Below are 25481 nucleotides of genomic sequence, written 5' to 3' on the forward strand. Positions count from 1 at the left end.
TTCAGATGCCGAGGCTGCCCTCGAACGCGCCGCCCTCGAGGCGGTTCTTCACCGCGACGAGGAAGCGCGCGGCGTCGGCGCCGTCGACGATGCGGTGGTCGTACGACAGGGCGAGGTACACCGTCGAGCGGATCGCGATGGAGTCCGAGCCGTCGGCCGTGATGACGACCGGCTTCTTGGTGACGATGCCCGTGCCCAGGATGGCGACCTGCGGGAGGAAGACGACCGGGGTGTCGAACAGCGCGCCGCGCGAACCGGTGTTGGTCAGCGTGAACGTGCCGCCGGCCAGCTCGTCCGGCTTGAGGCGGTTGTCGCGGGTGCGCTCGGCGAGGTCTGCGATCTCACGGGCGAGGCCCGCGATGTCGAGGTCCGAGGCGTTGCGGATGACCGGGGTCAGCAGGCCGCGCTCGGTGTCGACCGCGATCGACATGTTCTCGTGGTCCGGGTAGACGATGCTGTCGCCGTCGACCGTGGCGTTGATGACCGGGTAGGCCTTCAGCGCCTCGGCGGCCGCGAGCGCGAAGAACGGCAGGAAGGAGAGCTTCGTGCCGGTCTTGGCGAGGAAGTCGCCCTTCACCTTGTCGCGCAGCGCGGCGACCTTGGTCACGTCGACCTCGACCACCGTGGTGAGCTGCGCGGTCGACTGCATCGAGACGACGGCGCGCTCGGCGACGACCTTGCGCAGACGGGACATCTTCTGCGTGGTTCCGCGGAGCGGGGACACCTCGACCACAGGCGCGGCGGCCGGAGCAGCGGCGGCAGCGGCCGGAGCGGCTGCCGCGAGGATGTCCTCCTTGCGGATGCGTCCGCCGACGCCGGTGCCGGTCACGTTCGCCAGGTCGACGCCGTGCTCGTTGGCGAGCTTGCGGACGATCGGGGTCACGTATCCGGAGGTGCCGGCGTGAGCGCCGCCCGACGTGGCGGGAGCCTCGGCGGCCGGGGCCGGCGCAGCAGCCGGGGCCGGAGCCGGGGCAGCAGCGGGAGCCGGGGCAGCGGCCGGGGCCGGAGCAGCGGCGGGAGCCTCCTGTGCGGGAGCGGCCGGGGCCGGCTCCGCAGCGGGGGCGGGAGCAGCGGCAGGCGCCTCCTGTGCGGGTGCGGCCGGGGCCGGCTCGGCAGCGGGGGCCGGAGCCTCCTGAGCCGGCGCGGCCTCGGCGGCAGGGGCCGGCGCGGCCTCGGCGGCCGGAGCCGGCGCAGCCTCAGCGGCCGGAGCCGGCGCGGCCTCGGCCGGGGCGGCCTCCGCCTCCGGCGCGGCGGCCGGAGCCTCGCCCGCACCGGAGCCGTCGCCGATCGTCACGAGCGCAGTGCCCACCTCGACCGTCTCGTCCTCCTGCACCAGGATCGCCTCGATGACGCCCGCGACGGGCGAGGGGATCTCGGTGTCGACCTTGTCGGTCGAGACTTCGAGCAAGGGCTCGTCCACCTCGACACGGTCGCCAACGTTCTTCAGCCAGCGGGTGACCGTGCCTTCCGTGACACTCTCGCCGAGTGCCGGGAGGCTGACGGATTCGCTCATGAGCTTTTCTCCTTCAAACCTGATCGTTCAGTAGCTTATTGCAGCCGCTCGCGCGGCGGACGCGTTTAGAGGGTGTGCAGCGGCTTGCCCGCGAGGTACAGGAAGGCCTCGCCGAGCGACTCGCTCTGCGTCGGGTGCGCGTGAACGAAGGGCGCGATGTCCTCCGGGTACGCCTCCCAGTTGACGACGAGCTGCGCCTCGCTGATGAGCTCGCCCACGCGCGCGCCGATCATGTGCACGCCGACGACGGGGCCGTCGTTGACGCGGACGACCTTGACGGTGCCGCTGGTGCCGATGATCTCGCTTTTGCCGTTGCCGGCCAGGCTGTAGTCGTAGCTCGTGATCGCGTCGGCGCCGTACTGCTCCGCCGCCTTGGCCTCGCTGAGGCCGATCGAGGCGACCTCGGGGTCGCAGTAGGTGACCTTCGGGATGTTGACGTCGGGGACGATGATCGGGTTCAGGCCCGCGATCTCCTCGGCCACGAAGATGCCCTGCTGGAAGCCGCGGTGCGCGAGCTGCAGGCCGGGGACGATGTCGCCGACGGCGTAGACGCCCGGGATGTTGGTCTGGAGGCGCTCGTCGGTGATGACGAAGCCGCGGTCGAGCGTGATGCCGACCTCGTCGTAGCCCATGCCGGCCGTGAGCGGGCCGCGGCCGACCGCGACGAGCAGCAGCTCCGCCTCGACCGTGCTGCCGTCCTCGAGCGAGACGACGACGCCGTTCTCGTTCTGGCTGACGCCGGAGAACCGGACGCCGAGGCGGTAGTCGATGCCGCGGCGGCGGAAGGCGCGCTCGAGGCCCTTGCTGATGGACTCGTCCTCGTTGGGGACGAGGTGCGGGAGGGCCTCGATGATGGTCACCTCGGCGCCGAAGGACTTCCAGACGCTGGCGAACTCGACGCCGATGACGCCGCCGCCGAGGACCGCGACCTTCTTCGGGACGAAGTCGAGTTCGAGGGCCTGCTCGCTGGTGATCACGCGGCCGCCGATCTCGAGGCCCGGGAGGCTGCGCGAGTAGGAGCCGGTGGCGAGGATGACGTTCTTGCCGGTGATGGTGTCGTCGCCGACCTGCACCGTCGTCGGGGAGGTCAGCTTGCCCTCGCCCTCGATCACGGTGATGCCGCGGGCCTTCACCAGGCCCTGGAGGCCCTTGTACTTCTTGGCGATGATGCTCTGGCGGTACTCGGTCACGCCGTTGATGTCGACGCCCTTGAGCTCGGTGACGATGCCGTACTTGGCCGACTCCCGCGAGTAGTCCGCGACCTCGGCCGCGTGCAGCAGCGCCTTGGTCGGGATACAGCCGCGGTGCAGGCAGGTGCCGCCGACCTTGTCCTTCTCGATCATGCCGACGGTGAAACCGAGCTCGGCCGCACGCAGCGCTGCTGCGTAGCCTCCACTCCCACCGCCGAGCACCACAATGTCAAAGTTCTGCTCAGACACCCAGCTACTCCTCGCGCATCAGGATTCGTGACACGATCCTGCCCCGGGGGATGACGTGGGGCAGGCGTTGCATGGGCAGGATTTTCCTGCCCATACGACCCTACTACCTCTGGGAAAAGTCCTCGGCCAAACGGATAAGCGCCCGTACGCTGACGGCGGACGGTCCCTTGCCGGTGAAGCCGTACGGAGCGGACGGCCCCTTGGCGGGACCTGCGATGTCGAGGTGCGCCCACGGGATGCGCGGTGCATCGTCCTCGTCGCCGGTGCGCCCGATGAACTCCTGCAGGAAGACGCCGGCCAGCAGCATCCCGCCCGCGGTCACCCCCGGGTTGGCGTTGGCGATGTCGGCGACGTCGGAGTTGATCGTCGCGCGCAGCTCGCTCGCCAGCGGCATCGGCCAGAGCAGCTCGCCGGAGGCCTTCGCGGCGGCGAGGACGTCGCCGACCAGGTCGTCGGAGCCCATGACGGCGGCGTAGCGGGTGCCGAGGGCGACCATCGCGGCGCCGGTCAGCGTGGCGACGTCGACGATGGCGTCCGGGTGCTCTTCGCCGGCGGCGACCAGGCCGTCCGCGAGCACGAGCCGGCCCTCGGCGTCGGTGTTGAGCACCTCCACCGTGCGGCCGCCGCGCATGCGGAGCACGTCGTTCGGGCGGATGGCGGAGCCGGACGGCATGTTCTCGGCCAGGCACAGCCACGCTGTCACGCGCACCGGCAGCGCGAGCCGGGCGGCGGCCAGGGCCACGGCGAGCACGGTCGCCGCGCCGGTCATGTCGTACTTCATCCCCACCATTCCGGAGGCCGGCTTGAGCGAGAGGCCGCCGGAGTCGAACGTGATGCCCTTGCCGACCAGGGCGAGGTGCTTCGCAGCTCCCGCGGGCGCGTAGTCGACCTTCACCAGCCGCGGCGGGCGCACCGAGCCCTGCCCGACGCCGAGGATGCCGCCGAAGCCCTCGGACTCCAGCCGGCGCTCGTCCCACACCTCGACGGTGACGGGCAGGCCCTCGACGGCCTCCTCGACCCGCGAGGTGAACGACGCGGGGTAGAGGTCGAGCGGGGGAGTGTTGACCAGGTCCTTGACCAGTGCGGCCGCGGCGGAGACGGCAGCGGCGCGCGCCACGAGGGCGTCCGCCGCAGCGGACTCGCCGATGACCGCGATCGTCTCGACCGGGGCCTTGACCGCCGCGCGGCTCGCGGAGCGGTAGTCGGTGAAGGCGTACGCGCCGAGCGCCGCTCCTTCGAGCACCGCGCCGAGACGGGCGTCGTCCTCGGCCGGCAGGTCGAGCGCGACGGAGCCGACCCCGGCGAGCTGCCGGATCGCGGTGCCCGCGGCGTACCGCAGCGCGTCCTCGTCCACCGGCTCCGGGAGGCCGACCACGGCGAGCCCGGGGCCGCCCGCGGCGCCGGGGAGGCGGACCAGCTCGTCCTTGCCGCCGCCGAAGCCGACCGCCGCGAGCTCCCGGTCCAGCCCGTCCGGGGCCGAGGCCGACAGCACGGTGACGCCGTCGGCGCCGGAGCGCGCGGCGAGCACCAGGACGTCGGCGGAGGAGGAGGGAGCGGGCGAGAGGCTGAGGGCGGGAGGCGTCATGTCTCGACCCTAACCGCTGAACGACCTGCGGCAGCGGAGGCCGCCTGTTCGCTGTGGGCGTGCTGCGAGCGGGCTCGCGTGCCACGCCCCACTCCGGTGCGCGGCCTAGAGTTGATCTATGCGAGACCCCGGCGAACTGTACGAGCTCAACCCGGCACTGACGGTGCCGGAGGGCCTGCCGCTGATCGCGGGGCTCACCGGGTTCGCCGACGCCGGCTCGGGCGTCAGCCAGCTCGGCACCTATTTGCTCGGAACTCTCGACAGCGAGGTCGTCGCGACCTTCGACGCCGACATCCTGCTCGACTACCGCGCCCGCCGGCCGATCATCTACTTCGACCAGGACCACCTGGCCGACTACCAGCCGTCGACGCTTAAGCTGCACCTGGTCTACGACGAGCTGCGCCAGCCGTTCCTCTTCCTCTCCGGGTTCGAGCCCGACTTCCGCTGGGAGGCCTTCACCGAGGCCGTGCTCGGGCTCATCGAGCGCTACAACGTCAAGAGCGTCACGTGGGTGCACTCCATCCCGATGCCGGTGCCGCACACCCGGCCCATCGGCGTCACGGTCAGCGGCAACCGCCGCGACCTGATCGAGGGGATGTCGATCTGGAAGCCGCAGACCCAGGTGCCCGGCAACGCCCTGCACCTGCTCGAGTACCGGCTGCAGCAGCTCTCGTACCCGATCGCCGGCTTCGTCCTGCTCATCCCGCACTACCTGGCCGACACCGAGTACCCGGCCGCCGCCATCGCGGGGCTGGAGAGCATCAGCGCTGCGACCGGCCTCATCTTCCCGACCGACCGCCTGCGCGAGGAGGACCGCGAGTTCGTCGCGAACATCGACGAGCAGGTCGCGGGCAACGTCGAGCTCGGCAAGCTGGTCGGCACGCTGGAGGAGCGGCACGACACATACATGGAGGACACGCAGCTCCGTTCGCCGCTGACCGACAGCGACGGCGAACTGCCCAGCGCCGACGAGATCGCGGCCGAGCTGGAGAACTTCCTGGCCTTCCGCCGGCACGGCGACGACCGTCGTGGCGACGGTCGCGGCGACGATGACGACCCGCGCACCGACCGCTGACCCCGGGCGCGGCCCCCGTGCTGTGACGGGGCGGCTGCTGTGACCTGGCGGCCTGTGCGCCGGGCGTAGGATCGTCTGGTGAATTCGCGTCGGTCCTGGGTCATCTTCGGGATCGGGGTCTTCGCCTACCTCGTCGCCGTCATGCAGCGCACGAGCATCGGCGTCGCGGGCGTCGCAGCGACCGACCGCTTCCACGTCTCGGCCGCCGTCCTCTCCTCGATGGCCGTCGTCCAGCTCATCGTCTACGCGGGGATGCAGGTTCCGGTCGGCGTCCTGATCGACCGGGTCGGCTCGCGGGCGCTGATGATCGCGGGGACGGCCCTGATGGTCGTCGGGCAGGTGACGGTCGCGTTCGCGCCGACCATCGCGCTGGCCATCGTCGGCCGCATCCTCGTCGGAGCGGGCGACGCGACCGTGTTCACCTCGCTCATGCGTCTGGTCAACTCCTGGTTCCGCGGCCGGATCGTGCCGCAGCTCTCGCAGTGGATCGGCAACATCGGCCAGCTCGGCCAGGTGCTCTCGGCCATCCCGTTCGCCCTGCTGCTCCACCAGACCGGCTGGACGACCGCGTTCCTGAGTGCGGCGTCGCTGTCGGTCGTCGCGCTGATCGGGATCGTCGCCACGATCCGCGACCGGCCCGCCGGTTCGAGCGAGGGACCGCGCCCGGCGACCTGGGGCGAGTCGCTGCGTCAGCTCCGGATCAGCCTCGCCCGGCCGGGGACCCAGCTCGGCTTCTGGTCGCACTTCACCACGCAGTCCTCCGGCACCGTGTTCAGCCTGATGTGGGGCCTGCCGTTCATGGTGTTCGCTCTCGGGATCGCCCCGGCGGAGGCCAGCGGCCTGCTGATCGTCTCCGTCGTCGCGGGACTGATCGCCGGCCCGATCCTCGGTCTGCTGACCGCGCGCTTCCCGCTGCGGCGCAGCAACCTGGTGCTCGCGATCGTCGGGATGATGGGGATCGTCTGGGCGCTGCTGCTGCTCTGGCCGGGGACGCCGCCGCTCTGGCTGCTGATCCTCGTGCTGGTGGCCATCGGGATCGGCGGCCCCGGCTCGCTGATCGGGTTCGACTTCGCCCGCACCTCCAACCCGCTGCACAGCCTCGGCTCCGCCAACGGCATCGTCAACGTCGGCGGCTTCCTCGCGAGCTTCGTGATGATGTTCCTCATCGGGCTCGCCCTGGACGCCCAGAACACCGCGCACACGGTCGCCGGACTCTACGCCCTGGACTCCTTCCGCTGGGCGTTCGGCGTCCAGTACGTGATCATCGGCCTCGGCGTCGTCTTCCTCGTCCGCGCCCGCAGGCGCACCCGCCGCCTCCTCGCGGAGGAGGAGGGAATAGAAGTGGCCCCATTGTGGGTTGCACTGGTAGACGTTTGGCGCAGGCGGGATGGTCGGGAGCCCGGCGAGAACGTGCAATAATAGATGACTGGACCCGTTCATGTTCTTGGGGTCGGAGCACTTGATGGTGCCCGGCGCAACAGCCCAAGGCTTGACATGGGTCTTAGTAATGTCCGCACGCGACCTCAGGCAGGTGCTACGGGGGGATGCACCAGCGCCCTCCCGCCCAGTTTGAAAGCCCTCGCTTGTATGGAAGGTAGGCACATGGCAACCCGTGCAGCAACCAAGGCCCGCGAGGCCGAGGCGGTCGAGGAGACCGAGGAGAGCGCTGCGGCCACCAAGCCCGCGGCGAAGAAGACGACGGCCAAGGCGCCGGCGAAGAAGGCTGCGCCCAAAAAGGCCGCCACCAAGGCCAAGGGCGACGACGACGCGGAGGTCGACGAGGACGCCGTGGTCGAGATCGACGAGGATGACACGCCCGACGTGGTGGTCGACGACTCCGTCGCCGGCGACGACGCCGAGGAGACCGAGGGCGACGACGCGGAGGCGGACGACGTCGAGGGCTCCGGCCCCAAGGGCGAGGCTGCGGCCGTGCAGGCCGCCGCGGACGCTCCGCTGCCGACCGACGCCCTCGTGCTGCGCGCCGTGGACGAGGACGACGACATCCCCGTGTACTCCACGACGATCACCGGCGCGACCGCCGACCCCGTCAAGGACTACCTCAAGCAGATCGGCAAGGTCCCGCTGCTGAACGCCGCGGAGGAGGTCGAGCTCGCGATGCGCATCGAGGCCGGCCTGTTCGCGGAGGACAAGCTCGCGAACACTCCGAACATGCCCAAGGAGCTCGAGCGCGAGCTGCGCTGGGTCGCCCGCGACGGCCAGCGCGCGAAGAGCCACCTGCTCGGCGCCAACCTGCGCCTCGTGGTCAGCCTCGCCAAGCGCTACACCGGCCGCGGCATGCAGTTCCTGGACCTGATCCAGGAGGGCAACCTCGGTCTGATCCGCGCGGTGGAGAAGTTCGACTACACCAAGGGCTTCAAGTTCTCGACCTACGCCACCTGGTGGATCCGTCAGGCGATCACCCGCGCGATGGCCGACCAGGCCCGCACCATCCGCATCCCGGTGCACATGGTGGAGGTCATCAACAAGCTCGCCCGCGTCCAGCGGCAGATGCTGCAGGACCTCGGCCGCGAGCCCACCCCGGAAGAGCTCTCCAAGGAGCTCGACATGACCCCTGAGAAGGTCGTCGAGGTGCAGAAGTACGGTCGCGAGCCCATCTCGCTGCACACCCCCCTGGGTGAGGACGGCGACAGCGAGTTCGGCGACCTGATCGAGGACACCGAGGCGGTCGTGCCGGCCGACGCGGTCGGCTTCACGATGCTGCAGAAGCAGCTCGAGAGCCTCCTCGACTCCCTGTCCGAGCGCGAGGCGGGCGTGATCCGCATGCGCTTCGGCCTGGGCGACGGCATGCCGAAGACGCTCGACCAGATCGGCGACACCTTCGGCGTGACGCGAGAGCGCATCCGGCAGATCGAGTCGAAGACGATGGCCAAGCTGCGCCACCCGTCCCGCTCGCAGTCGCTGCGCGACTACCTCGAGTAAGGTGCGCTACCGACTGGCGGTCATCGCCGGCCGCCTCGCCCGCCGGCTTCTGCGCCTGCGGGGAGGCGGCTCCGCGGTGCCGGGGCGGGTCGCGCTCGCGATCGCGCCGAAGTTCCTCGAGCGCGCGGTCAGCCGCCTCCCGCTCGGCGTGGTGTTCGTCTCCGGATCGAACGGCAAGTCGACGACCACGAACATGCTCACCGCGATCCTGCGCGAGCACGGACTGAACGTCTTCACGAACCCGTCCGGCGGCAACCTGCCGCAGGGCATCGCCTCCGCGCTGCTCGCGGACGTTCCGCTCGACGGCTACGTGCGCGGCGACGTCGGGGTGATCGAGGTGGACGAGGCGTACGGCGTCGACCTGGCGAACGTCCTGAAGCCGCGCGGCTCGCTGCTGCTCAACGTGCAGATCGACCAGCTCAACCGCTTCTTCGAGCCCACCCGCGTGATCGGGATGCTGCGCACCATCGCGGAGCGCTCGAGCGAGTTCGTCGTGGTGAACGCCGACGACGACAGCCTGTCCCGCGTGGGCGCCGAGCTCGCCGCCGCGGGCCGCGACGTGACGACGTTCGCGGTGGCCCCGGCCATCATCGAGTCGTCGCCGAACGGCCTCGCCAACGTCGCGGACCTCTCCGGCGTCGCCGCCGGCGCCCTCCCGGTGCCCGCGGTGTTCGTCAGCAAGCTGGAGACTCAGAGCGCGCAGCTCACGATGGGCGGCGAGTCCATCCGGATCGGGCTGCCCGCGCGCGGCCTGCACTACGCGGTGGACGCCGCCGGCGCGACCGCGATGGCCCGGCGGGTGCTGGGCGACCGGTTCCAGGCGGACCGCGTGGTCGCGGCGATGAGCTCGCTGCGGACGGTCTACGGCCGCGGCGAGACCCTCAAGGTCGGCGACGAGGACATCGAGATCATCATGATGAAGAACCCGCCGAGTCTCCAGCTCAACCTCGACTATCTGAGCCACAGCCCGGAGCAGGTCTTCGTCGCGGTGGACGAGGGCACGCCCGACCCGTCCTGGGTCTACGACATCGACCTCTCCAAGCTGGAGCACGTGGACATCGTGTCCGGCACCAAAGCTTGGCAGTTCGCGACGCGGTTCGCGTACGCCGGTATCGAGGTCGACCAGGTGATGCCGGAGCTCAAGCCCGCACTGCAGGCGTTCCTGGCGCTGCCGAAGCCGTCGCGGGGCACCAAGACGATGATCGTCAACTACGAGCAGATGATGGCCATCCGCAAGCAGCTCGGGTTCCTCGACCTGGAAGGCGGCGAGAAGTGACCGTCCTCCGCATCCTGCACCTCTACCCGCGCGAACTCGGGATCAACGGCGACGCCGGCAACGTGCTCGCCCTGACCGAGCGTGCGCACTGGCGCGGCGTGGACGTCGACGTCGTGACGCACGCACCGGGCGCCGAGCTGCCCGCAACCGCCGACATCGTGCACATCGGCTCCGGCCCGCTGTCGTCGCAGCGCGCCGTCGCCGCCGACGTCGCGCGGATCGCGCCGCGGCTGCGGCAGTGGCGCGACGCCGGAGTGCCGATCCTCGCCATCGCGGGCGGCTGGCAGCTTCTCGGCGAGGAGATCGTGACGCCGGACGGCGAGACGCTCACCGGCGCCGGGGTGTTCCCGACCCGCGCCGTGCTGGGATCGCGGCGGCACGTCGCGGAGGTCGTCGTGCGCATGGCCGACGGCGTCACGCTCGCGGGCTTCGAGAACCACTCGGCCACCACGACCTTCAGCGCGGACGCAGCAGGTGCGACCCCGCTCGGCGAAGTCGTGAGCGGCTTCGGCAACGGCGACAAGACGGAGGGCGTCGTGCTCGGCAGCGCCATCGGCACCCACCTGCACGGACCGGTCCTCCCGATGAACCCGGTGCTGGCCGACCGGATGCTGCAGACCGCGCTGCGCGGCGAGGTGCCCCCGGTCGCGCAGACCGAGCGCGTCGACCGCTACGCCACCAACGCGCGGCGTGCCATCGCATCGCGCCTCGGCGTCGCGCTCTGACGACGGGCTGCTCGGAGGCTAGTTCTCGTAGACGCGGGGCACGCGGACGGTCAGTCCCGTGACCATCTCGTCCGCGATGGTCTCTGCCCAGTCGGCGTACTTCTCGGCGGTGACCGTCCCGTCGCGTCCGGAGCCGAAGAGCACCGCGGTGTCGCCGACGGCGACGCGCGCCGGGCCGGGGTCCACGAGCATCGTGTCCACGTCGACCGCGAGGACGCGGCAGCGCTGCCCGGCGAGGAGGACGGAGGTCTTGGCGATGCCGAGCACCGGCACGCCGTCGCCGTAGCCGATCCCGAGCCGGGCGCGCGTGGTGCCGCCGACGTGGATCTCCACGACCGGGGCCTCCAGCCGCATCACGGGCTCCAGCCCCAGGTCTGCGCCGGTGCAGTCGTCGAACGGGGAGTAGCCGTAAGCGGCGATGCCGAAGCGCACGAGGTCGAACCGGGCCTCCGGCATCCGGATGCCGGCCGAACTCGCCGCGAGGTGCAGGATCTCGAACCGGGCGCCGCGCTCCTCGGCCTCGGCGACCGCGCTGCGGAACTCCGCGAGCGAGGCCTCGTCGTCCGCGATCGAGGCGTCGGCCAGGTGCGACCAGGCCGCGCGGATGCGGACGACGCCCTGCCGCTCCAGTTCGAGGGCGGCGTCGATGAGGTGCGGCCACTGTTCGCGGGTGGCGCCGTTGCGGCTGAGGCCGGTGTCGACCTTGAGATGCACGACGGCCGGACGGTCGGCGCCCGCGGCCGCGATGGCCTCGAGCTGCCAGACCGCCGAGATGCCGAGCTCGATGTCGGCCTCGATCGCCTCGCGCCAGTCGGTGTCCTCGCCGTGCAGCCAGGCCAGCAGTGGGACGGTGATGCCCGCGGAGCGCAGGACGAGCCCGGCGGGCACCTCCAGCACGGCGAGGGAGGTCGCGCCCGCCTCCAGCCCGGCCTCCGCGATCGGCAGCAGGCCGTGGCCGTAGGCGTCGGCCTTGACCGCGAGCATGGTCTCGGCGGGGGCGATCAGCTCGGTGAGGTGCGCGACGTTCCGGCGCAGCGCGGCCAGGTCGATGACCGCGCGGGGGAGCGGCTCCGCGATCGCGTCCACGATGGTCACTGTGTGCTCCCGTCCGCTGCTGGTGTCTTCCGGGTCCAGTGCCCGTACAGTCGCTCGATGCGGCGGCCCAGCCGGCTCGTGATGACCGGGGCGGCGACTCCGAGCGCGGCCTCCCAGCCGAGCGCCGACGGCTCGCCGCGGGCCGGGTCGCCGAACAGCACCACCGGGTCGCCCGGCTGTGCGTGCGCGTCGCCGATGTCGACGACGAACTGGTCCATCGCGATGCGGCCGGTGATCCGGCCGGTGGTCTCGCCGACCAGCACGGGCGCCTTGTTGGAGGCGACCCGGAGGATGCCGTCGGCGTAGCCGAGCGCGACCAGTACGAGCGTGCTGGGGCGGTCGGTGCGGTAGGTGTAGCCGTAGGAGACGCCGCGGTCGGCGCCCACGCGTTTGACGGCGATGATCTCGGCCGTGAGGCGCAGCGCGGGGACGACGCCGGGCGCGTCGGTCAGGCCGAACAGTTCGGGGCCGAGCAGATGGGCGGGGCCGCGGGCGTGGCGGCCGGCCGGGAAGCCGACGGTCACCGGCAGTGGGATGCCCGCGTCCGCGACGTCTGCGGCGTCCTCCACCCGGGAGACGAGAAGACCGCCGACCCCCGCGTCGGTCAGCGCCCGGGCGACGGGGATGAGCCCGTGCCCGTACGCGTCCGCGCGGAGATCGGCGGTGCAGTCGGGGAGCGACGCGGTGGCCGCGGTGGTGGCGTTCGAGCGGATGACATCGAGGTCGACGAATGCGCGCCTGCGCACGCCGGTGGCTCCTGCCATCGCTCGGTCAGCCCGTTCGCGTGGGTCGCGGTGACCTAGGCGCGCTGCTCTTCGAAGAGACGAGCCGTCTCGTCGTGCCAGCTGTGCGCGATCTGCGAGAGCTTCTCCTGGTGCTTCTTGCCGTGGTGGGCGCAGAAGAGGAGTTCGCCGTTGTTGACCACGACGCGGATGTACGCCTGAGCGCCACAGCTGTCGCAGCGGTCCGCGGCCGTGAGTTGCGGCCCCGACTCGAGCTCGTCAACCGCACCATTCTCCGAGGTGATAGTAGACATGTGATGCTCCTTTCCGTCGCAACCGGTGAACTCGGTACGTCTATAGAACCACGTAATCCCTGAGACCAGGCGCGTATCGGCTGCTATTTCGCTCAACGCGTAGCCTCGCGGCCCGTGGGTGTCGGGGCCGGGATCGCCCTGAGCAGCACGTAACCTGGAGGATGCACGGCGCACGGTCTCGCGCGCCGCGACCCGGAACACCGCAGGAACACCCGGAACACTGCAGGAACACAAGGAGCGCTCGTGGCGAGCTCGGACTATTCGGCGAGGCACCTCTCGGTGCTGGAGGGCCTGGAGGCGGTGCGCAAGCGCCCCGGCATGTACATCGGCTCCACCGACTCCCGCGGCCTCATGCACTGCCTGTGGGAGATCATCGACAACTCCGTGGACGAGGCGCTCGCCGGGCACGGCACCGCGATCGAGGTCATCCTGCACCCCGACGACAGCGTGGAGGTGCGCGACACGGCGCGCGGCATCCCGGTCGACGTGGAGCCCAAGACCGGGCTGACCGGTGTGGAGGTCGTCTTCACCAAGCTGCACGCCGGCGGCAAGTTCGGCACCGGCTCCTACGCGGCCTCCGGCGGCCTGCACGGCGTCGGCGCGTCGGTCGTCAACGCGCTCTCCGAGCGCCTCGACGTCGAGGTCGACCGCGACGGCAAGACCTGGGCGATGTCCTTCCACCGCGGCGAGCCGGGCGTGTTCGACGACGGCGCGGGCGCGCCGAGCCCCGACGCGAAGTTCTCGCCGTTCGTCAGTGGCAGCGAGCTGCGGATCGCCGGCAAGGTGCGCAAGGGCGTCACCGGCACGCGCATCCGGTACTGGGCCGACCGCCAGGTGTTCACCGCTGGCGCCGAGTTCTCGGTGGACGACCTGATCGGGCGTGCCCGGCAGACGGCGTTCCTCGTCCCTGGCCTCGCGATCACGATCGACGACCAGCGCTCGGCCGAGGGCGAGCGGACCACCTTCAGCTACGACGGCGGCATCTCGGAGTTCGTGGACTTCCTCGCCCCGGACGGCCCGATCACCGAGACCTGGCGGCTCACCGGGGAGGGCCACTTCACCGAGACGGTGCCGGTGCTCTCCGACAGCGGCGCGATGGTGCCGACCGAGCTCAAGCGCGAATGCCAGGTCGACATCGCGCTGCGCTGGGGGACCGGCTACGACACGGTGATGCGCTCGTTCGTCAACATCATCGCGACGCCGAAGGGCGGCAGCCACCAGGCCGGCTTCGACCAGGGGCTGCTGAAGTTCCTGCGCCAGCAGGTGGAGTTGAACGCCCGCCGGCTCAAGGCGGGCACGGACAAGCTGGAGAAGGACGACGTCATGGCCGGGCTCACGGCCGTACTGACGGTGCGTCTCCCCGAGCCGCAGTTCGAGGGCCAGACCAAAGAGGTCCTCGGGACGCCGGCCGTGCGCGCGATCGTCGCCAACGTCATCCAGAAGACCCTCGCCGAGCGGTTCGCGTCGACCAAACGCGACGACAAGACGCAGTCGGCGCTCGTGCTCGACAAGGTCGTCGCGGAGATGAAGTCCCGCATCTCGGCTCGCGCGCACAAGGAGACGCAGCGCCGCAAGAACGCGCTGGAGACCTCCTCGCTGCCCGCGAAGCTGGTGGACTGCCGGTCGAGCGACGTGGCGAACAGCGAGCTGTTCATCGTGGAGGGCGACTCGGCGCTCGGCACCGCCCGGCGTGCGCGAGACAGCGAGTACCAGGCGCTGCTGCCGATCCGCGGCAAGATCCTCAACGTGCAGAAGGCGTCGGTCTCCGACATGCTCTCCAACGCGGAGTGCGCGGCCATCATCCAGGTCATCGGCGCGGGCTCCGGAAGGTCGTTCGAGCTGGGCTCGGCGCGGTACGGCAAGGTCATCATCATGTCCGACGCGGACGTGGACGGCGCCCACATCCGCACCCTGCTGCTCACGCTGTTCTTCCGCTATATGCGACCGATGATCGAGGAGGGCCGGGTGTTCGCGGCCGTGCCTCCGCTGCACCGGGTGGTCGCGATCAACCCCGGCTCGAAGCCGAACGAGACGATCTACACGTACTCCGAGGCGGAGCTGCAGGCCGTGCTCGCCGACCTGAAGAAGCGCGGCCGCAAGTACCAGGAGCCCATCCAGCGCTACAAGGGCCTCGGCGAGATGGACGCCGACCAGCTCGCGACCACGACGATGGACCGCGCCCACCGGACCCTGCGCCGCGTGCGCGTCTCCGACGCCGAGGCGGCGAACCGCGTGTTCGAGCTGCTGATGGGCAACGACGTGGCGCCCCGCAAGGAGTTCATCATCGCGGGGGCCGACGACCTGTCCCGCGCCCGCATCGACGCGTAGCGTCCGTCCGTAACTCCGGAGATCCGGCGCACGCACTGCGTGTCGTCTCCGTAATTCCGGAGATCCGGCCTGGTCGGGCCGGGGACTCCGGAGTTGGTTACCGCGTGCGTAACTCCGGAGATCCGCACTGGACGAGGCGGGGTCTCCGGAGTTACGGAGTGTGCGGCGGCGTGTCGCTCCGCGACTCCGGAGTTGGCGACGTCAGGCGAGGCGGCGGCCGATGGTGGTGACGACCATGTCGAGCGGGGTGCCGGAGCCGTCGCGGCGGGCGCCGCCCTCGGGGAGGACGCGGTGGGCGCCGTCGGGGCCCACCGCCAGAGCGGGGGCGGGGCCGACCCAGGCGAGCGCGAGCTCGGTCTCGCCCTTGAGGAAGCGCTGCGAGCGGACGCCGCCGGTCGCACGGCCCTTGGCCGGGAACTCGGCGAAGTCGCTCACCTTGCCGCTGCCGGGGTCGGCGCCGGGGAGGGTCTGGTCGCTGACCGCGATGGTGACGACGACCGCCTCCTCTCGCTCGGCGGCCTCCACCGCGCCGAAGAACACCACGCGGGCGTCCGCGGCCAGGTTGATGCCGGCCATGCCGCCGGCGGCGCGGCCCTGCGGGCGCACCGAGCCGGCCGAGAACCGCAGGAGCTGGGAGTCGCTGGAGACGAAGACGAGCTCGGCGTCGTCCGCCGACTGCACGGCGCCGACGACCGCGTCGCCGGCCTTCAGGCTGATGACCTCGAACTCGGGCTTGTTGGCCCAGTCGCCCGGCGTCACCCGCTTGACCACGCCCTGGCGGGTGCCGAGGGCGATCGCCTGCGGGGCGTCGAGGGAGACCAGCGCGAGCACGCGCTCCTTGCGGTCGGCCAGCGCCAGGTAGTCGCCCACCTTCACGCCCGCGCCGAGCTGCACCGAGTTCAGCGGGGCGGCCGGGAGGTCGACGGGGGAGAACCGGATGAGGCGGCCGCGGTCGGTGACCGCGCCGATCTCGCTCCGGCTCGACGTGTCGAGCCGCGACAGGATGGCGTCGTGCTTGCTGCGGCGCGCCGGCGGCTGGATGCGGTCGAGGCCCTCGCCCTCCCCGGCGCCCGCGTCGACGCGCAGGATGCGGCCGGTGGTCGACAGGTAGACGCGGCAGGGGACGTCCGCCACTTCGAGCTGCACCGTCATCGCCTTGCTGCGGGAGCCCGCCCCGGCGATGGACGGCTTGGCCTCGGTGAGGAGCGTGCGGCGCGGCGTTCCGAACTTCAGGGCGACCTGCTCCAGCTCATCCGAGACGAGCCCGTGGATGCGTGCCTTGCTGGCGAGGATCTCCTCCAGCTCGGCGATCTCGGCCCGGAGCTGGTCGCGCTCGGTCTCCAGCTCGATGCGGGAGAACTTGGTGAGCCGGCGCAGCCGCAGCTCGAGGATGTAGTCGGCCTGCAGCGTGCTGAGGTCGAACACCTGCTGCAGCCGCGTGCGCGCCTGGTCGGTGTCGTCGGAGGTGCGGATGACCTGGATGACCTCGTCGATGTCGAGGATCGCGATGAGGAGGCCCTCGACCAGGTGCAGCCGTTCTTTGCGGCGCGCGAGCCGGAACTGCGAGCGGCGCGTGACGACGCTGATCCGGTGGTCGAGGTAGACGCGCAGCAGCTCGCGCAGCCCGAGGGTCTGCGGGCCGCCGGCGACGAGGGCGACGTTGTTGATCGAGAAGCCCTCCTCCAGCGGCGTGTGCCGGTAGAGCTGCTCGAGCACGGCGTCCGGGCTGAACCCGGTCTTGATGCCGATGACGAGGCGGAGGCCGTGCTGGCGGTCGGAGAGGTCGGTGACGTCGGAGATGCCGTTCAGCTTCTTCGCGTTGACGCCGTCCTTGATCTTCTCGATCACGCGCTCCGGGCCGACGCCGTAGGGCAGCTCGGTGACGACGAGGCCGCTCTTGCGCGCGGTGATCGACTCGACGCCGACCTTGGCGCGCATCCGGAAGCTGCCGCGGCCGGTCGCGTAGGCGTCGCGCACGCCGGAGAGGCCGGCGATGGTGCCGCCGCTCGGGAGGTCGGGGCCGGGGACGTAGTCCATCAGCTCGTCGAGGGTGGCGTCCGGGTTGGCGAGGAGGTGGCGGGCGGCGCCGACGACCTCCACCAGGTTGTGCGGGGCCATGTTGGTGGCCATGCCGACCGCGATGCCGCTGGCGCCGTTGACCAGGAGGTTCGGGAACGCGGCGGGCAGCACGTCCGGCTGGAGGAGCTGGTTGTCGTAGTTGGGGACGAAGTCGACGACGTCCTCGTCGAGGTCCTCGGTGAGGGCGAGCGCGGCGGCGGCGAGGCGCGCTTCGGTGTAGCGGGCTGCGGCGGGACCGTCGTCCAGCGAGCCGAAGTTGCCGTGCCCGTCGACCAGCGGGACGCGCAGGGTGAAGTCCTGGGCCATGCGCACCAGCGCGTCGTAGATGGCGCTGTCGCCGTGCGGGTGCAGCTTTCCCATCACCTCGCCGGTGACGCGGGCGGACTTGACGTGGCCGCGGTCCGGCCGCAGTCCCATCTCGGTCATCATGTAGAGGATGCGCCGCTGCACGGGCTTCAGGCCGTCGCGGGCGTCGGGGAGCGCCCGGGAGTAGATGACCGAGTACGCGTACTCGAGGAACGAGCCCTGCATCTCGGTCGTGACGTCGACGTCTTCGATGCGTTCGGTGGTCGGGGCCTGGTCGTCTGCTGGTGTCATTCGTGCATTCGGTGATGGGGCGGCAGGAGGCGCGCCGGTTCGACGGCTTCCGTCCGTCCCACCTGTGAAAGACTGGGCCGGATGCCCCCCATGCTACCGGCCGCGTTCACGACCCGAGCGAGCCTCGCCACGGTAATGCCGAGTTGTCTGGGGGCGCTGCGCGGGGAGGGCAACGACCTCGGGCTGCCGCCGCTGGAGCACGCGGTCGTCGTCGTGGTCGACGGTCTCGGCGCCGCGGCGCTCCGCGCCCGCGAGGGGCACGCCAGGACGCTCGCCTCCCGGCTCGGCAAGACGACGACGATCGACGCCGGCTTCCCCACCACGACGGCCGCCGCACTCGCGACGCTGACGACCGGCACGACGCCGGGGGAGCACGGCCTGGTGGGCTACCGCGTCCGCGACGACGCGGGCCGGCTCACCAACCAGCTCAACGGCTGGGACGACCGGATGGACCCAACGACCTGGCAGCGCGCCCAAACGGTCTTCGAGCGCGCGGCGGCCGATGGTGTCGCCTCGTATGCGCTCGGCGTCCCCGCCTACGCGGACTCCGGCTTCACCCACGCGGTGCTGCGCGGCGCGCAGTTCATCGGCGGCCGCACCATGGCCGACCGCTTCGAGGCCGCGCAGGACGTGCTCCGCACCTCCGGCCCCGCGCTCACCTACCTCTATATCGCCGAGCTCGACCAGGCCGCGCACGCGCGCGGCTGGGAGTCGCCGCGCTGGACGGCCGAGCTGGAGACGCTGGACGCGCTGGTGGCGCGGCTCGCGGCCTCCCTGGGCCCCGGCAAGGGTGTGCTGCTCACCGCCGACCACGGCATCGTCGACATCCCGGAGAGCGGGCACGTGCTCTACGACACGGCGCCCGAGCTGCTGGAGGGTGTGGCGGAGGTCGCCGGCGAGCCGCGGCTGCTGCACCTCTATACAGAGGACGCTTCGAGCGCCGACGCGGTTGCCGGACGCTGGCGCGAGGTGGAGGGCGGCCGGTCCTGGATCGCGACCAGGGAAGAGGCCATCGCGGCGGGCTGGTTCGGCCCGGTCGTGGCGCCGGAGGTCGCGCCCCGCATCGGCGACGTGCTCGTCGCCGCGCGTAAGCGCATCGCCTACTACGACTCCCGCGACCCGCAGCGCACCGGGCGCAGCATGATCGGCCAGCACGGCTCGCTCACGGCCGAGGAGACCCGGGTGCCGCTGCTGCGGTTCGGGGCGGCGACCTAGCTCAGGGAAAAGGCGCCGTTACGCCAGGTCGTCGTCCGTACGCGCGCCGAAGACGATCTCGTCCCAGCTCGGCATCGCGGCGCGGCCCTTGCGCCGCCCGGTCGCGACCGGCGTCTGCTCCTGCGTGGAGGACTGGGGTGCGGGCGGAGGAGGAGTGGGGGTGCTCGCAGTGGGGGCCGCCGGCGGCGGACCGAACTCTTCGATGACCGTGATGGTCTCTTCGACGACCCGGAACGGCGTGATCGGGTCGAGGAGCGTCGGCTGCTCGACCTGCTCGTGGCGGCCGCTGCGGTCCGTGCGGTCGTTCCGCGGGGCCGGCTCGTCATAGCCGCCCGCGGCCTCGCGCTCCCCGCGGCGGCGGCGCAGCGCCTCCAGGAGGTCGGCCGTCTGGTGCAGGTCGCGCGGGGTCTCGTCGGCGCGCTTGATCGCGGAGATCGCGATGGAGTTGCTGGCGCGGCCGGGAGCGTGCGGCTCCAGCGGCTCGAGCGGCTGGGTCACCTCGGGGCCGAGCAGGTCGACGCCGGGGGCGGGGAAGGTGAACGCTCCGCTGTCGAAGCGGGAGCTGTCCGGCTCGCCCTCGTGCGGGAGGACGGCGCGCAGGCGCGGGATGAGCGCGCCGCCGCGCAGCTCGCCGGCCTGGGAGAGCGTGGTCGCCTCCGAGTTCAGCGGGGCCAGGGCGTGCTTGCGCAGGTCGTAGCTCCAGCGGGCGTCGTGGTCGATCTCGTCCGCGGTGAACTCGAGCTTCACGATCCAGCCGGCCTCGGGGTCCTTCCAGCTCGCCCAGCGCTCGCCGGCGACGCCGAGCGAGGCGAGGCGGTCGCGGATGACGGAGCCGAACGTGTCGGGCTCGCCCAGTGGGTCGACCTCGGCGGCGGTGCGCACGGGGACGCTGAGGGCGCTCACCACGACGTGCTCGCGCTCGGCCACGATCGGGCCCTCGAAGCGCTGGACGTAGTCCAGGGGCGCGCCCGTGACCGAGGCGACATCGTCGGCGGACATCCCCGAGCGGATGTGGGCCTGGATCTCCCGTGGCGACAGTTTGGGGACTTCGGCGGAGACCTGCTGCCGCACCTGCCGGATCTTCGACTGCAGCGTGTCGTCGACGGCTATGCGGAAGCGTTCACCGTCGTCGCCGACGGCGACGATGGCACCGTTCTCGACCCCGATGACCTTCAAATCCTGCATTGTGATGCCTTCCGAGCTCGCGTTCGTTCGGGCTCAGAATGCCACGGGAATGGGGGACTTCCGGGGAATACCGCGGGCGTGCCGGAAGTTGAACACCGAGCAAACGCTGAGAGGGCCCTGCGCGCTTTTGCTATTCGCAGGGGATTGATGCAAACTATGGCCGCCGATTGCGAGAATCGGCCGTTAGACGAGAAGTGGATGGGCATGGCAACGGATTACGACGCACCGCGGAAGACCGAGGACGACTCCGAGTCGATCGAGGCCCTCAAGGAGCGAGTTCCGGACAAGATGTCTGGTGTCGTCGACGTCGAAGACGCCGACAACCCCGGCGGCTACGAGCTCCCCGGTGCCGACCTGTCGGACCTCGACCTCGACGTCGTGGTATTGCCTCCCCAGGCGGACGAGTTCACCTGCGTGAACTGCTTCCTGGTGAAGCACCGCTCGCAGATCGACCACGAGACCAAGCTCGGACCGATCTGCATGGAGTGCGCCGCCTGAGCGACGCATCGCACCGCACGACGCCGGGTAGCTCCTGAAAGGAACTACAGAGGACGTCGGGCCTCATCGAGAACCCGGACCAACTGGTCCGGGTTTCTTGTTGAGATCAGCCAGTAGGGCGCCGGGTCGTCCACGTCGAGCACCGGCACTTTGACGACCGGCTTGATCCAGCCGCGGATGAGCAGCCACGCACGGGCGTCGAGACGCTGGCCGCGCTCCAGGGTCGCCTCCTCGCCGGTGAACGACCGCGGCTCACCGATGAACTCCAGCGGGATGCGCGCATTGCCCGCGGTGAACTCGGCCGCGGTCACCCGGATCACGGGGGCGGTGACGAGCAGCGCGACCACGATCGCGGCGTAGAAGACGATCGCGAGCACGACGCCGACGGCGAAGTTGATCGGCGCGAAGACGAGCATCACAGCCGGCACGACCAGGATGGTGGAGATGAAGAGCCAGGGGGTCGCCCAGAGCCGTTCGCGGTAGAGGTCCATAGGACTATTCGATCATCCTTCGTGCACTACCCTCGACACGTGACCGAAACCGTGGACGTCCCGATCGTCGCCGACCGCATCCCCGTGTACGCCCACCCCGGTGACGCGGGCGCGGACCTGTGCGCGGCGCAGGCCGTCACGCTGGCCCCGGGGGAGCGGCACACCGTGCCGACCGGGGTCTCGATCGCGCTGCCGGAGGGCTACCTCGGCTTCGTGGTGCCGCGCAGCGGCCTGGCCATGCGCCACGGCATCACCATCGTCAACGCGCCGGGCACGGTGGACGCCGGCTATCGCGGCGAGATCAAGGTGACCGTCCTGAACACGGACAGGTCGATGTCGTACGATATCGCCGTCGGCGACAGGATCGCGCAGTTGATCGTCATGCCGGTCGCACAGGCCCGGTTCGTCCTCGTCGACACCCTCCCGGACAGCCACCGCGGCACCGCGGGCTTCGGCTCGTCCGGCTACACCGTCACCCAGGCAGGAGAGCACGCTTGACCGACAGCATCGACACCCCCGGTGAGGCCGAGCCTCAGGACGTGGAGAAGTCCGCACCGGAGGATCGGGAGACGGAAGGTCCCCTCGACGACAGCGAGGCGAACCCGGTCCGCCCCTACGTCGACCTCGGCGGCGTGAAGATCCTGCCGCGCGAGGGCCTCCACCTCCGCCTGGAGGTCGAGGAGGAGTCGCAGCGCGTCGTGGCGGTCGGCCTCGACTACGCCAACTCGACGCTGCAGGTGCAGCCGTTCGCCGCACCGCGTTCCACCGGCCTCTGGCACGAGATCCGCGTGCAGATCGCCGAGCAGGTGCAGCGCCAGGGCGGCCGCGTGAGCGAGCGCGACGGTGTCTTCGGCCCGGAGCTGGTCGCCGAGATCCCGGTCGCCCCGCCGCAGGGCGCCCCGGGCGAGACCCGGGTCGCGCGCTTCGTCGGCGTCGACGGCCCGCGCTGGTTCCTGCGCGGCGTGATCGCCGGAGACGCGGCCGTGAAGCCGGAGGCCGCCGCCCTGGTCGAGGACCTCTTCCGCAGCATCGTCGTCGTGCGCGGCAACACCCCCATGCCACCGCGCGACCTCATCCCGCTGCGCATGCCGGCCGCTCCCAGCACCGGCAATGACGGTGGATACAGCTCGCTGTGAGCGGTGGCCGTGACGTGACCGATCAGCACCACGAGCCCGAGCCGGCGGACGCCGCTGCGCAGCAGGGCGAGCGGGAGCAGGACCCGGTCGCCTCCACGCTCGGCGAGAGCCTGGCGAAAGCCGCGCGCAAGTCGGGCATGGGCCAGCTCGTCGACGGCGAGACGCCGACCGGCACGGCGCTGCTCTCCGCCCTCGGCGGTGTCCGCGGGCTGCTGGAGACCATCCTCCCCGGCCTGGTCTTCCTCATCGTCTTCACGTTCAGCCAGAACGTTCCGCTCTCGATCGGCATCTCGGTCGCCGTCGCCGTCGTGTTCACCGTGGTGCGCATCGTCGGCAAGACGCCGGTCACACAGGCGCTCGCCGGTCTGATCGGCGTCGGGCTCTCGGCGATCTTCGCGCTCATCACCGGCCGCGGCGAGGACAACTTCATCCTCGGGATCTGGACGAACGCCGCCTATGCCGCCGCCCTCCTGATCTCGGTGCTGGTCCGCTGGCCGCTGATCGGCCTGGCGGCGGGCTACCTGATGGGCGACGGCCTCGCCTGGCGCTCGGTGAAGTCGAAATTCCGGGTGATGCAGGCGCTGACCTTCCTCTGGTTCCTGCTCTTCGCCGCGCGGCTGCTCGTGCAGGTGCCGCTCTACCTGGCGCACACCGACGCAGCCACGAGTGCGCTCGCCCTCACCAAGCTCCTGATGGGCGTGCCGCTCTATGCTCCGCTGCTGCTGATCACCTGGTTCGTGGTGAAGGGGCAGTTCCCGCAGAAGCCGCAGTCTCCGTCCACGAAGCCGCAAGGCAACAGCGCCGGTTAGGCGCGCACACCGGCCAGGAGGGGGAGGATGCTCGACGCGCGCACCAGGGAGGGGCTGAGCGCCGCGCAGGTCGCGGAGCGCCGGGCGGACGGCCGGGTGAACATCCAACGTCAGCCCGGTTCGCGATCCATCTCCGACATCCTGCGAGAGAACATCCTCACGCTGTTCAACGGCATCCTCACCGGCTGCTTCATCGCGGTGCTGCTGCTCGGCGACCTGCGGGACGGCTTCTTCTACGGCGTCGTCGTCGTCAACGCCCTGATCGGCATCGTGCAGGAGCTGCGCGCCAAGCGTGTGCTCGACCGCGCGGCGCTGCTGGCGGCGCCGGAGAGCCGGGTCCGCCGGGACGGGCACGTCGTCGCGATCGCCCTGGAGGATGTCGTGCTCGACGACCTCCTGGTGCTGCGCCCCGGCGACCAGATCCCGGCCGACGCGGTCGTGGCCGAGAGCACGGGGCTCTCGCTGGACGAGTCGCTGCTGACGGGGGAGTCCGACCCGGTGTTCAAGGACGAGGGCGCCCAACTCCTCTCCGGCTCGCACGTCGCCACCGGCACCGGCTACGCCGTCGTCACGGCGGTGGGCGCCGACTCCTACGCGAGCAAGCTGACCAGCGAGATTCGCCGGCACTCGCTCGTGCACTCCGAGCTGCGGGACGCGACCAACCGCATCCTCGTCTACCTCTCCTGGATCCTCGGCCCGGTCATCCTGGTGACGATCATCGGCCGGGTGCTCGCGTACGGCGGCTTCAACGAGCTCTTCACGGACTCGCGCTGGCGGCGTGCGCTGCTGGACGCGGTGGCGGCCGTGGTCGGGATGATCCCCGAAGGCCTCGTGCTGCTGACCAGCCTCGCGTTCGGCGTCGCCGCCATCCAGCTCGCCGCGCGGAAGGTGCTCGTGCAGGAGCTCGCGGCCGTGGAGGTGCTCGCGCGCGTCGACGTGCTCTGCCTCGACAAGACCGGGACGCTGACCAGCGGTGAGCTGGTGCTGGAGGGCGCCGAGCCGCTCGGGGAGGTGCCCACCGAGCTCGCGGAGGTCGCGCTCGCCGCGTTCGGCGCCGACGAGACCGGGAACGCGACCTCCGGCATCCTCTCGACCGGCTTCCAGAGCGACCGGTTCCGCGTGGAGCGGCGCATCCCGTTCAGTTCGGCCACCAAGTACAGCGGACTGGTGATGCGGGTGGACGGCGAGGAGAGCTCCTGGGTGCTCGGGGCTCCCGAGCGGGTGCTCGCCGGTCACGAGGCCGCGCTTCGGCGGGCGACCGCGGTCGCGTCGACGGGACGCAGGACGCTCGCGCTCGCCCGCGCGCTCGACCCGCTCCCGCACGGCACGCACGTCCCGCTCGACGACGTGCGGGTCGAGCCCGCGTCGCTGGTCGTGCTGACCGAGACGCTGCGGCCGGAGGCGCCGGAGACGCTCGGCTACTTCGGCGAGCAGGCCGTCCGCGTGATCGTGATGTCCGGCGACAACCCGGTCACCGTGGAGGCCGTCGCCCGGGCGCTGAACATGGAGGGCGCGGCGGTCGACGCCTCCACCCTGCACACCGACGACGACCTGGCCGCCGCGCTGGAGCGCTCCAGCATCTTCGGCCGGGTCAGCCCGGAACAGAAGCGCACCGCCGTCGGCCTCCTGCAGCGCCAAGGCCGCACCGTGGCGATGACCGGCGACGGCGTCAACGACGCGATGGCGATCAAGGACGCCAACCTCGGCATCGCGATGGGCACCGCGACCGCGGCGACCAAGGCCGTGTCCCGGCTGGTGCTGCTCGACAACCGGTTCGACCGGCTGCCGGACGTGCTGGCCTCCGGCCGCCGGGTGATCGCCAACGTAGAACGGGTCTCGAACATCTTCCTGGCGAAGACGGTCTACGGCATCCTGCTCGCGCTGTTCAGCGCCGTGGTGCTCTGGCCGTTCCCGTTCCTGCCGCGCCAGCTCACCCTGGTCTCGACGCTCGCCATCGGCATCCCCTCCTTCTTCCTGGCGCTCGCGCCGAACAAGCGCATCTATACGCCGGGCGTGCTGTCGCGGATCCTGCGCTACTCCATCCCGACCGGCGTCATCGCCGGGCTGACCGCGGTCGTGGCGTACGCGCCGCTGCACAGCTCCATCCCGTTGCACGAGGCGCGCAGCGTGACCACGCTGGCGCTGTTCTGCGTGTCGCTCTGGATCCTGTGCGTGCTCACCCGGCCGCTGACGACCTGGCGGTGGTTCCTGCTCATCGGGGTGGCGGCGGTGTTCGTGCTTGTGTGCGTCATCCCGGGCACTGCGACCTTCTTCGAGATGCATTTGTCGCTCGACACGGCGCTGCTCTGGGGGATCGCGGTAGGCGCCGTCGGATCGGCCGGCATCGAGCTCTTCTACCGGTTCGCCCGGCGGCGTGGCCTGGTGTTCGACCGGGTTTGAACGTGCTAGATTTTATCTCGACGTCAAGATACTTTCCTGGTGCGGCCACTTAGGATTAC

Annotated in this window: 21 protein-coding genes; 12 read left to right on the forward strand and 9 right to left on the reverse strand. The window is 71.0% G+C overall.

Going from position 1 to position 25481, the window contains the following annotated elements:
• Position 1: 1 nt before the first annotated feature.
• From sucB to ABIA36_RS13865, 3 genes are all read right to left on the reverse strand, one after another.
• Positions 2–1513 (reverse strand): 2-oxoglutarate dehydrogenase, E2 component, dihydrolipoamide succinyltransferase, encoded by a 1512-nt coding sequence (gene sucB, locus ABIA36_RS13855; RefSeq protein ID WP_369963070.1) that lies wholly within the window; start codon positions 1511–1513, stop codon positions 2–4.
• 65 nt (positions 1514–1578) lie between these two features.
• The gene (gene lpdA, locus ABIA36_RS13860) at positions 1579–2952 is read right to left on the reverse strand and encodes a dihydrolipoyl dehydrogenase (protein WP_369963071.1); all 1374 of its coding nucleotides are present in this window, start codon (positions 2950–2952) and stop codon (positions 1579–1581) included.
• Between the two features lie 103 nt (positions 2953–3055).
• A complete protein-coding gene (locus ABIA36_RS13865; protein WP_369963072.1) occupies positions 3056–4537 on the reverse strand; it encodes a leucyl aminopeptidase in 1482 nt (493 codons plus the stop codon).
• A 118-nt stretch (positions 4538–4655) separates the two neighbouring features.
• On the opposite strand from ABIA36_RS13865, the gene ABIA36_RS13870 reads away from it, so the two are divergent.
• The 5 genes from ABIA36_RS13870 to ABIA36_RS13890 all read left to right on the forward strand — a co-directional run bounded on the left by ABIA36_RS13870 (position 4656) and on the right by ABIA36_RS13890 (position 10553).
• The gene (locus tag ABIA36_RS13870; protein ID WP_369963074.1) at positions 4656–5612 is read left to right on the forward strand and encodes a proteasome assembly chaperone family protein; all 957 of its coding nucleotides are present in this window, start codon (positions 4656–4658) and stop codon (positions 5610–5612) included.
• 78 nt (positions 5613–5690) lie between these two features.
• The gene (locus tag ABIA36_RS13875) at positions 5691–7031 is read left to right on the forward strand and encodes a nitrate/nitrite transporter (protein ID WP_369963075.1); all 1341 of its coding nucleotides are present in this window, start codon (positions 5691–5693) and stop codon (positions 7029–7031) included.
• Positions 7032–7214: 183 nt separating this feature from the next.
• Positions 7215–8552, forward strand: a complete 1338-nt coding sequence (locus ABIA36_RS13880) for an RNA polymerase sigma factor (RefSeq protein WP_369963076.1) — start codon at positions 7215–7217, stop codon at positions 8550–8552.
• 1 nt (position 8553) lies between these two features.
• Positions 8554–9828, forward strand: a complete 1275-nt coding sequence (locus tag ABIA36_RS13885; RefSeq protein WP_369963077.1) for a MurT ligase domain-containing protein — start codon at positions 8554–8556, stop codon at positions 9826–9828.
• Complete coding sequence (locus tag ABIA36_RS13890; RefSeq protein WP_369963078.1) at positions 9825–10553, forward strand: type 1 glutamine amidotransferase; 729 nt, start codon at positions 9825–9827, stop codon at positions 10551–10553. The genes ABIA36_RS13885 and ABIA36_RS13890 overlap by 4 nt, the downstream gene beginning before the upstream one ends.
• An 18-nt stretch (positions 10554–10571) precedes the next feature.
• Here the strand turns inward: ABIA36_RS13890 and ABIA36_RS13895 are convergent, their stop codons facing one another.
• From ABIA36_RS13895 to ABIA36_RS13905, 3 genes are read right to left on the reverse strand one after another with little or no spacing between them, the layout of a single operon-like run.
• Positions 10572–11648, reverse strand: a complete 1077-nt coding sequence (locus ABIA36_RS13895; protein WP_369963079.1) for an alanine racemase — start codon at positions 11646–11648, stop codon at positions 10572–10574.
• Complete coding sequence (locus tag ABIA36_RS13900) at positions 11645–12394, reverse strand: alanine racemase (RefSeq protein ID WP_369963080.1); 750 nt, start codon at positions 12392–12394, stop codon at positions 11645–11647. Before ABIA36_RS13900 ends, ABIA36_RS13895 begins: the two co-directional genes overlap by 4 nt.
• A gap of 53 nt (positions 12395–12447) precedes the next feature.
• Positions 12448–12684 (reverse strand): hypothetical protein, encoded by a 237-nt coding sequence (locus ABIA36_RS13905; protein ID WP_055915732.1) that lies wholly within the window; start codon positions 12682–12684, stop codon positions 12448–12450.
• A gap of 243 nt (positions 12685–12927) precedes the next feature.
• On the opposite strand from ABIA36_RS13905, the gene ABIA36_RS13910 reads away from it, so the two are divergent.
• The gene (locus ABIA36_RS13910; protein WP_369963081.1) at positions 12928–15012 is read left to right on the forward strand and encodes a type IIA DNA topoisomerase subunit B; all 2085 of its coding nucleotides are present in this window, start codon (positions 12928–12930) and stop codon (positions 15010–15012) included.
• Between the two features lie 201 nt (positions 15013–15213).
• Here the strand turns inward: ABIA36_RS13910 and ABIA36_RS13915 are convergent, their stop codons facing one another.
• Positions 15214–17688, reverse strand: coding sequence for a DNA topoisomerase (ATP-hydrolyzing) subunit A (locus ABIA36_RS13915; protein WP_369963082.1), 2475 nt, complete (start codon positions 17686–17688; stop codon positions 15214–15216).
• A 90-nt stretch (positions 17689–17778) separates the two neighbouring features.
• On the opposite strand from ABIA36_RS13915, the gene ABIA36_RS13920 reads away from it, so the two are divergent.
• Positions 17779–18903, forward strand: coding sequence for an alkaline phosphatase family protein (locus ABIA36_RS13920; RefSeq protein ID WP_369963756.1), 1125 nt, complete (start codon positions 17779–17781; stop codon positions 18901–18903).
• 18 nt (positions 18904–18921) lie between these two features.
• Here the strand turns inward: ABIA36_RS13920 and sepH are convergent, their stop codons facing one another.
• Positions 18922–20088 (reverse strand): septation protein SepH, encoded by a 1167-nt coding sequence (gene sepH, locus ABIA36_RS13925; protein ID WP_369963083.1) that lies wholly within the window; start codon positions 20086–20088, stop codon positions 18922–18924.
• Positions 20089–20292: 204 nt separating this feature from the next.
• On the opposite strand from sepH, the gene ABIA36_RS13930 reads away from it, so the two are divergent.
• A complete protein-coding gene (locus ABIA36_RS13930) occupies positions 20293–20586 on the forward strand; it encodes a DUF4193 domain-containing protein (protein WP_369963084.1) in 294 nt (97 codons plus the stop codon).
• Positions 20587–20630: 44 nt separating this feature from the next.
• On the opposite strand, the gene ABIA36_RS13935 is transcribed toward ABIA36_RS13930, so the two are convergent.
• Positions 20631–21077, reverse strand: a complete 447-nt coding sequence (locus tag ABIA36_RS13935; protein ID WP_369963085.1) for a DUF3093 domain-containing protein — start codon at positions 21075–21077, stop codon at positions 20631–20633.
• A 39-nt stretch (positions 21078–21116) separates the two neighbouring features.
• On the opposite strand from ABIA36_RS13935, the gene dut reads away from it, so the two are divergent.
• The 4 genes from dut to ABIA36_RS13955 are packed head-to-tail and all read left to right on the forward strand — an operon-like array spanning position 21117 to position 25422.
• Positions 21117–21575: a dUTP diphosphatase gene (gene dut, locus ABIA36_RS13940; RefSeq protein WP_369963086.1), complete on the forward strand. Its 459-nt coding sequence runs from the start codon at positions 21117–21119 to the stop codon at positions 21573–21575.
• The gene (locus ABIA36_RS13945; protein ID WP_369963087.1) at positions 21572–22213 is read left to right on the forward strand and encodes a DUF3710 domain-containing protein; all 642 of its coding nucleotides are present in this window, start codon (positions 21572–21574) and stop codon (positions 22211–22213) included. The genes dut and ABIA36_RS13945 overlap by 4 nt, the downstream gene beginning before the upstream one ends.
• A 14-nt stretch (positions 22214–22227) precedes the next feature.
• Positions 22228–23022 (forward strand): DUF3159 domain-containing protein, encoded by a 795-nt coding sequence (locus tag ABIA36_RS13950; protein WP_369963089.1) that lies wholly within the window; start codon positions 22228–22230, stop codon positions 23020–23022.
• Between the two features lie 27 nt (positions 23023–23049).
• On the forward strand, positions 23050–25422 hold the full coding sequence (locus tag ABIA36_RS13955) for an HAD-IC family P-type ATPase (protein WP_369963090.1): 2373 nt from the start codon (positions 23050–23052) through the stop codon (positions 25420–25422).
• The last annotated feature ends 59 nt before the right edge of the window (positions 25423–25481 follow it).

The sequence above is a fragment of the Leifsonia sp. EB34 genome (assembly GCF_041260585.1).
GTDB lineage: Bacteria > Actinomycetota > Actinomycetes > Actinomycetales > Microbacteriaceae > Leifsonia.